The sequence below is a fragment of the Pseudomonas sp. CFBP 13727 genome, from assembly GCF_014841915.1.
Classification (GTDB): domain Bacteria; phylum Pseudomonadota; class Gammaproteobacteria; order Pseudomonadales; family Pseudomonadaceae; genus Aquipseudomonas; species Aquipseudomonas baltica.
In genome coordinates, this window is record NZ_JACYUT010000006.1 from 149,018 (window position 1) to 163,476 (window position 14,459).

Genomic DNA, 14,459 nt, shown 5'->3' on the forward strand with positions numbered 1-14,459 from the left:
GGCGTTTTTATTCCAGTTATAAAAGCAATATAATTCAGCAGGTTACACATGAAAGCTAATACCCCACTTCAAATACTGGGCGGCCTGACTGCCGCTGAATTCCTGCGCGACTACTGGCAGAAGAAACCCCTGCTGGTACGCCAGGCCTTCACCGATTTCGAAAATCCGCTGAGCGCCGATGAACTCGCCGGCCTGGCGCTCGAGGAAGAAGTCGAGTCGCGGATCGTCATCGAACACGGCGCCCAGCCGTGGGAAATGCGCCGTGGGCCCTTTGCCGAGGATGAATTCAGCAAGCTGCCTGAAACCGAGTGGACCCTGCTGGTCCAGGCTGTTGACCAGTTCGTTCCGGAAGTCGCCGAGCTGCTCGAGCACTTCCGCTTCCTGCCCAGCTGGCGCATCGATGACGTCATGATCAGCTTTGCCGCACCAGGCGGTGGTGTGGGCCCGCACTTCGACAACTACGATGTGTTTCTGCTGCAGGGCCTGGGCAAGCGCAACTGGAAGGTAGGGCAGATGTGCGATTCGCAGAGCCCGCTGCTCGATCACGCGGATCTGCGCATCCTGGCCGACTTCCAGCAGAGCGAAGAGTGGACTCTGGAGCCCGGCGATATGCTCTATCTGCCGCCGCGCCTGGCCCATTGCGGCGTTGCCGTGGACGATTGCATGACCTATTCGGTCGGTTTCCGTGCCCCGAGCGCTGCCGAAGTGCTGACCCACTTCACCGACTTCCTCAGCCAGTTCCTGCCGGACGAAGAGCGCTACAGCGACGCCGATGCAGTGCCTGCGGCCGACCCGCACCAGATCCAGCACGACGCCCTGGATCGGCTCAAGCGCCTGCTGGCCGAGCACATGAGCGACGAGCGCCTGTTGCTGACCTGGTTTGGCCAATTCATGACCGAGCCGCGCTATCCGGAGCTGGTTGCCGGCGAAGACATGGCCGAGGCCGATCTGCTTGCCGAACTGGAACAGGGTGCGCTGCTGGTGCGTAACCCGAGCGCCCGCCTGGCCTGGTCGGAAGTCGACGCAGACCTGTTGCTGTTCGCCAGTGGCCAAAGCCGCTTGTTGCCCGGCGAACTGCGCGATCTGTTGAAGCTGATCTGCGCGGCCGACGCCTTGCACATCGACAACCTGGGCCCCTGGATGCACGACGAACAGGGTCGCGCGCTGCTCTGCGAGCTGGTGAAGCAAGGGAGCCTGGGGTTCGCCATCGATGAATAGCATTGGCGTGCGCGTGGCTGACTGGCACAAGGACAATCGCGACATCCGGCGCATTCGCGAGGCGGTGTTCATCGCCGAGCAGGCGATTCCGGCCGAGCTGGAATGGGACGAGGACGATCTGAGCGCGGTGCATTTCCTGGCTGTCGAAGGCGACTATGCGGTGGGCACTGCCCGCCTGCTCGCCGACGGTGAAATCGGCCGGGTGTCCGTGCTCAAGGACTGGCGCGGCCTGAGGGTGGGCGACAAGTTGCTGCAAGCGGTCATCGCCCATGCCAATGCACTGGGCCTGCACGAGCAGAAACTCAGCGCTCAGGTGCATGCCACGGCGTTCTACGAACACCATGGCTTTCGCGTCGTCAGCGGTGAGTTTCTCGAAGCCGGCCTGCCCCATGTAAACATGGTTCGCAGTCCAAGCTGACCACGTGTGAGCGTGACCGTCGGCCGCGAAAGCGGCGACGTGGTTCGGCTGATATGCTGCATCCTGTACATTCAGCGCGCATGCCATACTTGTCCGCACATCCAATGCGGAGATCACGGACATGCCGCTGCACCTTCTGCTCGCCAGCCTGCTGTTGTGCCTGATGCCCAGTGCCCAGGCGGCTACCCAGGTCATGCCCCTTCACTATCGCACCAGTGCCGATATCCTGCCCATCGCCCAACAACTGGTGGGACGAGACGGCAGCGTCGCAGCCTACGGCAACCAACTGGTGGTCAACGCCGAGCCCGACAAGCTCGACGAGCTCACGGCGCTGCTCGAGCAATTGGACAAGCCGGCGCGACGCCTGCTGATCAGTGTCGACACCAGCGACAGCAACACCGCCAACCAGCGCGGCTATCGCGTCAACGGCGGTGGCACTACGCGCATCATCCAGTACGGTACCGACAACCGCAGCGGCGGAGTGCAGCAGGTTCAGGCCAGCGAAGGCAGCCCGGCACTGATCCAGATCGGCCAAAGCGTACCCCTAACTACTGCAGGCACCGACGCGTACGGTCGCCTGCAAGCGCAGACCGAGTACCGCGATGTCACCCAGGGTTTCTACGTAACAGCCAGCCTGACCGGTGATGTAGTGCACCTCAACATCGCTACAAACAATGATCGATTGAGCCAGGAAAGGGCCGACGTGGTCAACGTGCAAAGTACGCAATCGACCCTCAGCGGCCGGCTCGGCGAGTGGATCACGGTGGCCGGCATGAACGAGCATTCGAGCATCAACCAACAGGGCATCGCCCGGCAATACAGCACTCAGGGGCGTAACGACACTACCGTTCGAGTCAAGGTCGACACCCTTGACTGAGCCTGAGGCGCGACAGCGCCACCCCTGTCGGGAATCGTCGACCGCAGCCTCGAAAAATGACTCCACAGTCGCGAAATTGGCCTTTATGTAGTGCTTAGTAGATTCCACTACAAAACGTTTGACGTGCAGAAAATCCATGGGGCATGATGGCCTCGCCTTCACTGATCCGCGCCTTTGCCACGCTGGCAAACGCACCGCAAGGTGAAGGCCGACCGGCAGTTCGGCACAAGCAGCGCCTGGCGCAGCAACCCCATCATCGAACCTATGCACGAGGTTTATCTCCATGGCACTGACACGCGAACAACAAGAAGCGGCCCTTGCAAAAGACTGGTCCGAAAATCCGCGCTGGAAAGGTGTGACGCGCAACTACTCGCCCGCCGACGTGGTGCGCCTGCGCGGATCGGTCCAACCCGAACACACGCTGGCCCGCCTGGGCGCAGAGAAACTGTGGAACCTGGTGACCCAGGGCGCCAAGCCTTCATTCCGCCCCGACAAGGATTTCGTCAACTGCATGGGCGCGCTTACCGGCGGCCAAGCCGTGCAACAGGTCAAGGCCGGCATCCAGGCCATCTACCTGTCCGGCTGGCAGGTCGCAGCAGACAACAACTCGGCCGAATCGATGTACCCCGACCAGTCGCTGTACCCGGTGGACTCGGTGCCGACCGTAGTCAAGCGCATCAACAACTCGTTCCGACGTGCCGACCAGATCCAATGGAAAGCCGGCAAGAACCCTGGTGACCAAGGCTATATCGACTACTTTGCACCGATCGTGGCCGATGCCGAAGCCGGCTTCGGCGGCGTGCTCAATGCCTATGAACTGATGAAGAACATGATCGAAGCGGGCGCCGCCGGCGTTCACTTCGAGGACCAGTTGGCCTCGGTGAAGAAATGCGGGCACATGGGCGGCAAGGTACTGGTGCCGACCCAGGAAGCCGTGCAGAAACTCACCGCTGCGCGCCTGGCCGCCGATGTCGCTGGTGTGCCAACGATCATCCTGGCGCGCACCGATGCGAACGCTGCGGACCTGCTGACGTCGGACTGCGACCTTTACGACCAGCCGTTCGTGACCGGCACCCGCACACCCGAAGGCTTCTACAAGGTACGTGCCGGCCTCGATCAGGCAATCGCCCGCGGCCTGGCCTACGCGCCCTATGCCGACCTCATCTGGTGCGAAACCGCCAAGCCGGACCTTGATGAGGCGCGTCGCTTCGCCGAGGCCATCAAGCGCGAGTACCCGGACCAGTTGCTTTCCTATAACTGCTCGCCTTCCTTCAACTGGAAGAAGAACCTGGACGACGCAACCATCGCCAAATTCCAGCGCGAGCTGTCGGCAATGGGCTACAAGCATCAGTTCATCACCCTCGCCGGGATCCACAACATGTGGCATGGCATGTTCAGCCTGGCGCACGACTACGCGCGCAACGACATGACGGCCTATGTGAAGCTGCAGGAGCAGGAATTCGCCGATGCCGAAAAGGGCTACACCTTCGTCGCCCACCAGCAGGAAGTGGGTACCGGGTACTTCGACGACATGACCACCGTGATCCAGGGCGGCGCCTCGTCGGTCACCGCCCTGACCGGCTCGACCGAGGAAGAGCAGTTCCACTGATCCCCCAGGCAAGCTGCTCTCGCGAGGGCGCAGCGTCTGTGGGTCAAGGTGCCTGTGCGGCGAGGTAACTGTGGGAGTGGGCTCTGCCCGCGAAGAACTCGGCGCGGTGTACCCGCCAGACCGCAGCGTCGCCTTCGCGGGTAGAACCCGCTCCCACAGGGTCACCGTCGCTTCCACAGGGATGGGTGTTGAATCCAAAGCCGCCGCATGCAGTTGCCGGCGGCTTTTTTATGCGTCCGATTGATCCAGCGCAATGCCGGCAACCGAATAAGCGGGTAAAACACTGCGCACAGTTAATTGAGCCAACTTGCACGGTCAATCCAAGACGCTAAATGATATTAGTTATCATTAAGATATTCACGTACTCACGGTAAAAGCTTGGCCTGCTTGATATTTTCGTGTTTCACCCACCTAAATCCTGCCAGTGAGCTACATTGAATAAGCCTATGTGCGTAATGATACGAATTAATTTGCGATCCGAAATTTACTTGCCCGGCTTTTACCCATAAAATCATCGCGATTGATTCTGCTGCGACATATCGTCACTGCGACACTTCATTCAACCCAGAGGCCCCGGCCCCTGCCAAGGAAACCAGCATGCCCGATTCGACAGGACTCATCGCCCACAACTGGGGCTTTGCCATCTTCCTTCTCGGTGTTGCCGGTCTGTGTGCGTTCATGCTCGGGCTCTCCAGCCTGCTGGGCAGCAAAGCCTTCGGACGCAGCAAGAACGAACCTTTCGAATCCGGCATGCTGCCGGTCGGCAGCGCCCGCCTGCGCCTTTCCGCCAAATTCTATCTGGTCGCGATGCTGTTCGTGATCTTCGATATCGAAGCCCTTTTTCTCTTTGCCTGGTCTGTGTCCGTCCGCGAAAGCGGCTGGACCGGATTCGTCGAAGCTCTCGTTTTCATAGCAATTCTGTTGGCAGGTCTTGTCTACCTGTTCCGAGTGGGCGCCCTTGACTGGGCACCGGAAGCTCGTCGCAAGCGGCAGGCGAAGCTGAAACAATGAGGCTTTGGCAATGCAATACAATCTCACCCGGATCGACCCCGATGCTCCCAACGAGCAGTATCCCATCGGCACCAGGGAAACTGTTTCCGACCCCCTAGAAGATCAGGTTCACAAGAACATCTTCATGGGCAAACTCGAAGACGTCCTCAGCGGCGCGGTCAACTGGGGTCGCAAGAACTCCCTGTGGCCGTACAACTTCGGTCTTTCGTGCTGCTACGTGGAAATGACCACGGCCTTCACGGCACCCCATGACATCGCCCGCTTCGGCGCCGAAGTCATTCGGGCCTCGCCGCGTCAGGCCGACTTCATGGTCATCGCCGGCACCTGCTTCATCAAGATGGCGCCGATCATCCAGCGCCTCTACGAGCAGATGCTCGAGCCCAAGTGGGTCATCTCCATGGGTTCGTGCGCCAACTCCGGTGGCATGTACGACATCTACTCGGTGGTCCAGGGGGTCGACAAGTTCCTCCCCGTGGACGTCTACGTGCCTGGCTGCCCGCCGCGCCCTGAAGCATTCCTGCAAGGCCTGATGCTGTTGCAGGAGTCGATTGGCCAGGAGCGTCGCCCGTTGTCCTGGGTCGTCGGTGATCAAGGCGTCTACCGCGCCGAGATGCCGTCGCAGAAGGAACAGCGCCGCGAACAGCGTATTGCGGTAACCCACCTGCGCAGCCCCGACGAAGTCTGATCCAGCGTTTGTCACGCCTGCCGATGCAGGCCGAGAACCCCTGGCTTCACACCGTAGTTGACCGATAGCGACCGAGACCATGACAACAGCGGACACCGCTCTGTATATCCCGCCCTACAAGGCTGACGACCAAGATGTGGTCGTCGAACTGAACCAGCGCTTTGGCCCCGAGGCGTTCCTCGCCCAGGAAACCCGTACCGGCATGCCGGTGCTGTGGGTGGCCCGTGCCAAGCTGGTCGAGATCCTCACGTTCCTGCGCAACGTGTCCAAGCCGTACAGCATGCTCTACGACCTGCACGGCGTGGACGAGCGCCTGCGCACCCATCGCCGCGCCATCCCCGGCGCGGGCGACTTCACGGTGTTCTACCACCTGCTGTCGGTCGAGCGTAACAGCGACGTCATGCTCAAGGTGGCCTTGAACGAAGGCGACCTGAACCTGCCGACCATCACCGGTATCTGGCCCAACGCCAACTGGTACGAGCGTGAAGTCTGGGACATGTTCGGCATCGACTTCGCCGGTCACCCTCACCTGTCGCGCATCATGATGCCGCCGACCTGGGAAGGTCACCCGCTGCGCAAGGACTACCCGGCGCGCGCGACCGAGTTCGACCCCTACAGCCTGACTCTGGCCAAGCAGCAGCTGGAAGAGGAAGCCGCGCGCTTCAAGCCCGAGGACTGGGGCATGAAACGCTCCGGGACCAACGAGGACTACATGTTCCTCAACCTGGGCCCCAACCACCCTTCCGCGCACGGTGCATTCCGCATCATCCTGCAGCTGGACGGCGAAGAGATCGTCGACTGCGTGCCCGACATCGGCTACCACCACCGTGGTGCCGAGAAGATGGCCGAGCGCCAGTCGTGGCACAGCTTCATCCCCTACACCGACCGCATCGACTACCTGGGCGGGGTGATGAACAACCTGCCCTACGTGCTGGCCGTCGAGAAGCTGGCCGGCATCAAGGTGCCGCAGAAGGTCGACACCATCCGCATCATGATGGCCGAGTTCTTCCGCATCACCAGCCACCTGCTGTTCCTGGGTACCTACATCCAGGACGTCGGCGCCATGACCCCGGTGTTCTTCACCTTCACCGACCGCCAGAAGGCCTACACGGTGATCGAAGCCATCACCGGTTTTCGCCTGCACCCGGCCTGGTACCGCATCGGTGGCGTGGCTCACGACCTGCCGCGCGGCTGGGAGAAGCTGGTCAAGGACTTCGTCGAATGGCTGCCCAAGCGCCTCGACGAATACACCAAGGCTGCATTGCAGAACAGCATCCTCAAGGGCCGTACCATCGGTGTCGCCGCCTACAACACCAAGGAAGCCCTGGAGTGGGGCGTCACCGGTGCCGGCCTGCGCTCCACCGGTTGCGATTTCGACCTGCGCAAGGCGCGTCCGTATTCGGGCTACGAGAACTTCGAGTTCGAAGTGCCGCTCGCGCACAACGGCGATGCCTATGACCGCTGCATGGTCCGCGTCGAAGAGATGCGCCAGAGCATCCGCATCATCGACCAATGCATGCGCAACATGCCCGAAGGCCCGTACAAGGCGGATCACCCGCTGACCACGCCGCCGCCCAAGGAGCGCACGCTGCAGCACATCGAAACCTTGATCACGCACTTCCTGCAGGTTTCGTGGGGCCCGGTGATGCCGGCCAACGAATCCTTCCAGATGATCGAAGCGACCAAGGGCATCAACAGCTATTACCTGACGAGCGACGGCGGCACCATGAGCTACCGTACCCGCATACGCACCCCGAGCTACCCGCACCTGCAACAGATCCCTTCGGTGATCAAGGGCAGCATGGTCGCGGATTTGATCGCGTACCTGGGTAGCATCGATTTCGTTATGGCCGACGTGGACCGTTAAGCATGAACAGCACGCTCATCCAGACAGACCGTTTCGCCCTGAGCGAAACCGAGCGCTCGGCCATCGAGCACGAGTTGCACCACTACGAGGACCCGCGTGCGGCGTCCATCGAAGCCCTCAAGATCGTCCAGAAGGAACGCGGCTGGGTGCCTGATGGCGCGCTGTACGCAATCGGCGAACTGCTCGGCATTCCGGCCAGCGACGTCGAAGGCGTGGCCACGTTCTACAGCCAGATATTCCGCCAGCCGGTAGGCCGACACATCATCCGCGTATGCGATTCGATGGTCTGCTACATCGGCGGGCATGAATCGGTGGTCAGCGAAATCCAGAGCAAGCTGGGCATCGGCCTGGGCCAGACCACCGCCGACGGCCGCTTCACCCTGCTGCCGGTGTGCTGCCTGGGCAATTGCGACAAGGCCCCGGCGCTGATGATCGACGACGACACCTTTGGCGATGTCCAGCCCGCTGGCGTGGCCCAACTGCTGGAGGGCTACGTATGAAGCTCACCTCGTTCGGCCCGGCCAACACCATTGCCCGCGCCGCTGAAACCCATCCGCTGACCTGGCGCCTGCGTGACGACGGCGAGCCGATCTGGCTCGACGAGTACCAGGCCAAGGACGGCTACAGCGCCGCGCGCAAGGCATTTGCCGACATGTCGCAGGACGACATCGTGCAGACGGTAAAGGATTCCGGCCTCAAGGGCCGCGGCGGTGCGGGCTTCCCCACCGGTGTCAAATGGGGCCTGATGCCCAAAGACGAATCCATGGACATCCGCTACCTGCTGTGCAACGCGGATGAAATGGAGCCCAACACTTGGAAGGACCGCATGCTGATGGAGCAGCAGCCTCATCTGCTGATCGAAGGCATGCTGATTTCCGCGCGCGCGCTGAAGGCCTACCGTGGCTACATCTTCCTGCGCGGCGAATACACCACCGCCGCCAAGCACCTGAATCGTGCCGTACAGGAAGCGAAAGCCGCCGGCCTGCTGGGCAAGAACATCCTGGGCTCGGGCTTCGACTTCGAGCTGTTCGTGCACACCGGTGCCGGCCGCTACATCTGCGGTGAAGAAACCGCGCTGATCAACTCGCTGGAAGGCCGCCGCGCCAACCCGCGTTCCAAGCCGCCCTTCCCTGCCGCCGTGGGCGTGTGGGGCAAGCCGACTTGCGTGAACAACGTAGAAACCCTGTGCAACGTGCCAGCCATCGTCGGCAACGGCATCGACTGGTACAAGGCGCTGGCCATGCCGGGCAGTGAAGACCACGGCACCAAGCTGATGGGCTTCTCCGGCAAGGTCAAGAACCCCGGTCTTTGGGAACTGCCGTTCGGCATCACCGCCCGCGAGTTGTTCGAAGACTATGCCGGCGGCATGCGCGACGGTTTCACGCTCAAGTGCTGGCAGCCAGGCGGCGCCGGTACCGGTTTCCTGCTGCCCGAGCACCTCGACGCGCAGATGTACGCCGGCGGTATCGGCAAGGTCGGCACACGCATGGGTACGGGCCTGGCCATGGCCGTGGACGACAGCGTCAACATGGTGTCCCTGCTGCGCAACATGGAAGAGTTCTTTTCGCGCGAGTCCTGTGGCTTCTGTACCCCTTGCCGCGACGGCCTGCCGTGGAGCGTCAAGCTGCTGCGCGCCATCGAGACCGGCAACGGCCAGCCGGGGGATATCGAAACCCTGCTGGGCCTGGTCGGTTTTCTCGGCCCCGGTAAGACGTTCTGTGCGCACGCGCCCGGCGCCGTGGAGCCCTTGGGCAGCGCGATCAAATATTTCCGTGCCGAGTTCGAGGCGGGCATCAAGCCCGTCACGCCGGGCAGCCTGACCCAGGTGGCAACTCCCACCATGGCCGGCGCCTGACTCACGGCACGCCCGGCGGCCCGTGCCGCCGGTATCGCCCGTTGACGCGCCCTTTCCGGCTGCGCCGGGCGAACGACAAGATTTCCATTAGCCACGCCCGCTGACAACGGGCCAACGAAGAACTTGAACCATGGCCACTATCCACGTAGACGGCAAAGCGCTCGAGGTCGATGGCGCAGACAACCTGTTGCAGGCCTGTCTGTCGCTGGGCCTCGACATCCCGTATTTCTGCTGGCATCCGGCGCTGGGCAGCGTCGGCGCCTGCCGCCAGTGCGCAGTCAAGCAGTACACCGACGAGAACGACACCCGTGGTCGCATCGTCATGTCGTGCATGACACCCGCCACCGACAACACTTGGATCTCCATCGAAGACGACGAATCCAAGGCATTCCGCGCCAGTGTCGTCGAATGGCTGATGACCAACCACCCGCACGACTGTCCGGTCTGCGAAGAAGGCGGTCACTGCCATCTGCAAGACATGACCGTGATGACCGGTCACAACGAGCGTCGCTACCGCTTCAGCAAGCGCACCCACCAGAATCAGGAGCTGGGCCCGTTCATCGCGCATGAAATGAACCGCTGCATCGCCTGCTATCGCTGCGTGCGTTTCTACAAGGACTACGCCGGCGGCACCGACCTGGGCGTGTTCGGCGCCCACGACAACGTCTACTTCGGACGGGTCGAGGACGGCACCCTGGAAAGCGAGTTTTCCGGCAACCTCACCGAGGTCTGCCCGACCGGTGTGTTCACCGACAAGACGCACTCCGAGCGCTACAACCGCAAGTGGGACATGCAGTTCGCCCCGAGCATCTGCCATGGCTGCTCGAGCGGTTGCAACATCAGCCCGGGCGAGCGCTACGGTGAGCTGCGCCGCATCGAGAACCGCTACAACGGTTCGGTGAACCACTATTTCCTGTGCGACCGTGGCCGCTTCGGCTACGGCTACGTCAACCGCACCGATCGCCCACGGCAACCGCTGCTGGCCGAAGGCAACCGCAAGCTGAGCCTCGACGAGGCGCTGGACAAGGCTGCCGAGCTGTTGCGCGGCCGCAACATCGTCGGCATCGGCTCGCCACGGGCCAGCCTGGAAAGCAACTACGCCCTGCTGGAACTGGTCGGTGCCAAGCACTTCTACAGCGGCATCGAAGCCGGCGAGCTGTCGCGCATCCGCCTGGCCTTGCAGGTGCTGCAGAACAGCCCGTTGCCGATCCCGAGCCTGCGCGAGGTCGAAGACCACGACGCGGTGTTCGTGTTGGGCGAAGACTTGACCCAGACCGCCGCGCGCATGGCGCTGGCACTGCGTCAATCGGTGAAGGGCAAGGCAGAGGCTATGGCTGAGGCCATGCGCGTTCAACCGTGGCTCGACGCTGCCGTTAAGAACATCGGTCAACATGAGCTGCATCCATTGTTCATCGCCAGTCTGACCGACACCAAGCTCGACGATGTCGCCGAAGAATGCGTGCACGCCGCGCCCGAAGACCTGGCGCGCATCGGCTTCGCCGTGGCCCATGCGATCGATCCCAGCGCACCCGCCGTCAGCGGCCTGGACAGCGACGCCCTCGAGCTGGCCCAGCGCATTGCCGATGCCCTGGTGGCCGCCAAGCGTCCGCTGGTCGTCAGCGGCACTTCGCTGGGCTGCAACGCCCTGATCGAAGCTGCGGGCAACATCGCCAAGGCCTTGAAGGGTCGCGACAAGGCCGGCTCGCTGAGCCTGATCGTGCCGGAAGCCAACAGCATGGGCCTGGCGATGCTGGGCGGCGAGTCGGTGGACGACGCGCTGCAAGCCGTGATCGACGGTCACGCCGACGCACTGGTGATCCTGGAAAACGATTTGTACACCCGTGTCGATGCCGCCAAGGTGGACGCTGCGCTGAACGCCGCCAAGGTGGTCATCGTTGCCGATCACCAGCACACCCGTACCGTCGAGCGCGCCCATCTGGTCTTGCCGGCGGCCAGCTTCGCCGAAGGCGATGGCACCCTGGTCAGCCAGGAAGGCCGCGCCCAGCGGTTCTTCCAGGTGTTCGATCCGGTCTACCTGGATTCCAGCATTCTGATCCACGAAGGCTGGCGCTGGCTGCACGCGCTGCGCAGCACGCTGCTGAACCAGCCGGTGGACTGGACCCAACTCGACCACGTAACCGCTGCCGTGGCCAACAGCGCTGCACCACTGGCGCGCATCGTCGATGCCGCGCCTTCGGCCTCGTTCCGCATCAAGGGCCTGAAGCTGGCCCGTGAGCCGTTGCGCTACAGCGGCCGCACGGCCATGCGCGCCAACATCAGCGTGCACGAGCCACGGACATCGCAGGATACCGATACCGCCTTCTCGTTCTCCATGGAAGGCTACTCGGGCTCGGTCGAGCCGCGCCAGCAGGTGCCCTTCGCCTGGTCGCCAGGTTGGAACTCGCCACAGGCCTGGAACAAGTTCCAGGACGAAGTGGGCGGCCATCTGCGTGCCGGTGACCCAGGCACACGCCTGATCGAAAGCCAGGGCGACGGCCTGGGCTGGTTCGCCAGCGTACCGGCGGCCTTCTCGCCCGCTCGCGGCACCTGGCAGGCAGTGCCGTTCTATCACCTGTTCGGCAGCGAAGAAAACTCTTCCCGCTCCGCACCGGTGCAGGAGCGGATTCCGGCTCCCTACGTCGCGTTGGCCAAATCCGAGGCGGATCGTCTGGGCGTCAACGATGGCGCGCTGCTGAGCCTCACCGTCGCCGGCCGGGCCTTGCGCCTGCCGCTGCGCATCAGTGAAGAACTGGGCGCAGGCCTGGTGGGTCTGCCCGCTGGCCTGGCGGGCATCCCGCCGGCGTTTGCCGGCGCATCCGTCGAAGGCCTGCAGGAGGCAGCACAATGACCTGGTTCACCCCTGAAGTGATCGACATCATCATCGGTGTGGTCAAGGCCTTGGTCATCATGCTGGCGGTGGTCGTCTGCGGCGCGTTGCTCAGCTTCGTCGAGCGTCGCCTGCTGGGCTGGTGGCAGGATCGCTACGGCCCGAACCGGGTCGGTCCGTTCGGCATGTTCCAGATTGCCGCCGACATGCTGAAGATGTTCTTCAAGGAAGACTGGAACCCGCCCTTCGTCGACAAGGTGATCTTCACCCTGGCGCCGGTGGTGGCCATGAGTGCCTTGCTGATCGCCTTCGCGATCATTCCGATCACCCCCACCTGGGGTGTTGCGGACCTGAACATCGGGCTGCTGTTCTTCTTCGCCATGGCCGGTCTGTCGGTGTATGCCGTGCTGTTCGCCGGCTGGGCCAGCAACAACAAGTACGCCCTGCTGGGCAGCTTGCGGGCCTCCGCGCAGACCGTGTCGTACGAAGTGTTCATGGGCCTGTCGCTGATGGGCATCGTGATCCAGGCCGGTTCCTTCAACATGCGCGACATCGTCGAGTACCAGGCGCAGAACCTGTGGTTCATCATTCCGCAGTTCTTCGGCTTCTGTACCTTCTTCGTCGCCGGCGTGGCGGTGACTCACCGTCATCCGTTCGACCAGCCGGAAGCGGAACAGGAACTGGCCGACGGCTACCACATCGAATACGCCGGCATGAAATGGGGCATGTTCTTCGTCGGTGAATACATCGGCATCATCCTGATCTCGGCCTTGCTGGTGACGCTGTTCTTCGGCGGCTGGCACGGTCCGTTCGGAATTCTGCCGCAACTGTCGTTCGTCTGGTTCGCACTGAAAACCGCGTTCTTCATCATGCTGTTCGTACTGCTGCGCGCATCCATCCCGCGCCCTCGCTACGACCAGGTAATGGATTTCAGCTGGAAGTTCTGCCTGCCACTGACCCTGATCAACATGCTGGTGACCGCCGCGATCGTGTTGTTGAACACGCCCGCCGGCACGGTTCAGTGAGGAATTGACCCATGTTCAAATATATCGGTGACATCGTAAAAGGAACGGGCACGCAGCTGCGCAGCCTGATCATGGTGTTCGGCCACGGTTTCCGTAAGCGCGACACCCTGCAATACCCCGAGGAGGCGGTGTACCTGCCGCCGCGCTATCGCGGCCGCATCGTATTGACCCGCGACCCCGACGGCGAGGAACGCTGCGTGGCCTGCAACCTGTGCGCCGTGGCCTGCCCGGTGGGTTGCATCTCGTTGCAGAAGGCAGAAACCGAGGACGGTCGCTGGTACCCCGACTTCTTCCGGATCAACTTCTCGCGCTGCATTTTCTGTGGCCTGTGCGAGGAAGCCTGCCCGACGACCGCGATCCAGCTCACGCCGGACTTCGAGATGGCCGAGTTCAAGCGTCAGGATCTGGTCTACGAAAAGGAAGATCTGCTGATCTCCGGCCCCGGCAAGAATCCTGACTACAACTTCTACCGCGTAGCCGGCATGGCCGTAGCCGGCAAGCCCAAGGGCGCCGCGCAGAACGAAGCCCAGCCGATCAACGTGAAGAGCTTGCTCCCTTAAGGAAGAAAGATGGAATTCGCTTTCTATTTCGCGTCGGGTATCGCGGTGGTGTCCACCCTCAGGGTGATCACCAATACCAACCCCGTACACGCCCTGCTCTATCTGATCATCTCGTTGATCGCCGTGGCGATGACCTTCTTCGCCCTGGGTGCGCCGTTCGCCGGCGTGCTCGAAGTGATCGCCTACGCCGGCGCCATCATGGTGCTGTTCGTCTTCGTGGTGATGATGCTCAACCTGGGCCCGGCCTCGGTGCAGCAGGAACGCGTGTGGCTCAAGCCGGGTATCTGGGCTGGCCCGGTATTCCTCGGCGCCTTGTTGCTGCTCGAATTGCTGTACGTGCTGTTCGCCAACCCCAGCGCTGCCGGTATCGGCCAGACCACGGTCGATGCCAAGGCGGTCGGCATCAGTCTGTTCGGCCCCTACCTGCTGGTGGTTGAACTGGCGTCGATGCTGCTGCTGGCTGCAGCCGTGACGGCGTTCCACCTCGGCCGTACGGAAAAGGAGTAA

At 62.5% G+C, this 14,459-nt stretch carries 13 protein-coding genes; all 13 read left to right on the top strand.

The annotated features are described in order from the left end of the window. Nucleotides 1-48 precede the first annotated feature (48 nt). The 13 genes from IFT76_RS18345 to nuoJ all read left to right on the top strand — a co-directional run bounded on the left by IFT76_RS18345 (nt 49) and on the right by nuoJ (nt 14,459). Complete coding sequence (locus IFT76_RS18345) at nt 49-1,218, top strand: ribosomal protein uL16 3-hydroxylase (protein ID WP_192055319.1); 1,170 nt, start codon at nt 49-51, stop codon at nt 1,216-1,218. Next, on the top strand, nt 1,211-1,636 hold the full coding sequence (locus IFT76_RS18350) for a GNAT family N-acetyltransferase (protein WP_192059696.1): 426 nt from the start codon (nt 1,211-1,213) through the stop codon (nt 1,634-1,636). Before IFT76_RS18345 ends, IFT76_RS18350 begins: the two co-directional genes overlap by 8 nt. Nucleotides 1,637-1,757: 121 nt before the next feature. Next, nucleotides 1,758-2,513, top strand: a complete 756-nt coding sequence (locus tag IFT76_RS18355) for a secretin N-terminal domain-containing protein (protein WP_122477753.1) — start codon at nt 1,758-1,760, stop codon at nt 2,511-2,513. Between the two features lie 283 nt (nt 2,514-2,796). Then, entirely contained in the window at nt 2,797-4,122 is a 1,326-nt protein-coding gene (aceA, locus tag IFT76_RS18360) for an isocitrate lyase (RefSeq protein ID WP_192059698.1), read from the top strand. 597 nt (nt 4,123-4,719) lie between these two features. Further along, nucleotides 4,720-5,133 carry an NADH-quinone oxidoreductase subunit A gene (locus IFT76_RS18365; RefSeq protein WP_043190089.1) on the top strand — a complete coding sequence of 138 codons (414 nt, stop codon included), beginning with the start codon at nt 4,720-4,722 and terminating at the stop codon, nt 5,131-5,133. 10 nt (nt 5,134-5,143) lie between these two features. Then, on the top strand, nt 5,144-5,818 hold the full coding sequence (locus tag IFT76_RS18370) for a NuoB/complex I 20 kDa subunit family protein (protein WP_122477749.1): 675 nt from the start codon (nt 5,144-5,146) through the stop codon (nt 5,816-5,818). A 79-nt stretch (nt 5,819-5,897) separates the two neighbouring features. Continuing rightward, nucleotides 5,898-7,685, top strand: a complete 1,788-nt coding sequence (gene nuoC / locus IFT76_RS18375) for an NADH-quinone oxidoreductase subunit C/D (protein WP_122477748.1) — start codon at nt 5,898-5,900, stop codon at nt 7,683-7,685. Between the two features lie 2 nt (nt 7,686-7,687). Beyond that, nucleotides 7,688-8,185: an NADH-quinone oxidoreductase subunit NuoE gene (gene nuoE / locus IFT76_RS18380; protein WP_122477746.1), complete on the top strand. Its 498-nt coding sequence runs from the start codon at nt 7,688-7,690 to the stop codon at nt 8,183-8,185. Next, on the top strand, nt 8,182-9,540 hold the full coding sequence (nuoF, locus tag IFT76_RS18385) for an NADH-quinone oxidoreductase subunit NuoF (protein WP_122477744.1): 1,359 nt from the start codon (nt 8,182-8,184) through the stop codon (nt 9,538-9,540). The genes nuoE and nuoF overlap by 4 nt, the downstream gene beginning before the upstream one ends. Before the next feature lie 130 nt (nt 9,541-9,670). Further along, nucleotides 9,671-12,388 carry an NADH-quinone oxidoreductase subunit NuoG gene (nuoG, locus tag IFT76_RS18390; RefSeq protein ID WP_192059700.1) on the top strand — a complete coding sequence of 906 codons (2,718 nt, stop codon included), beginning with the start codon at nt 9,671-9,673 and terminating at the stop codon, nt 12,386-12,388. Next, on the top strand, nt 12,385-13,392 hold the full coding sequence (nuoH, locus tag IFT76_RS18395) for an NADH-quinone oxidoreductase subunit NuoH (RefSeq protein ID WP_122477741.1): 1,008 nt from the start codon (nt 12,385-12,387) through the stop codon (nt 13,390-13,392). The genes nuoG and nuoH overlap by 4 nt, the downstream gene beginning before the upstream one ends. A gap of 11 nt (nt 13,393-13,403) precedes the next feature. Beyond that, a complete protein-coding gene (gene nuoI / locus IFT76_RS18400) occupies nt 13,404-13,952 on the top strand; it encodes an NADH-quinone oxidoreductase subunit NuoI (RefSeq protein WP_122477739.1) in 549 nt (182 codons plus the stop codon). 9 nt (nt 13,953-13,961) lie between these two features. Continuing rightward, nucleotides 13,962-14,459, top strand: a complete 498-nt coding sequence (gene nuoJ / locus IFT76_RS18405) for an NADH-quinone oxidoreductase subunit J (protein ID WP_049860090.1) — start codon at nt 13,962-13,964, stop codon at nt 14,457-14,459.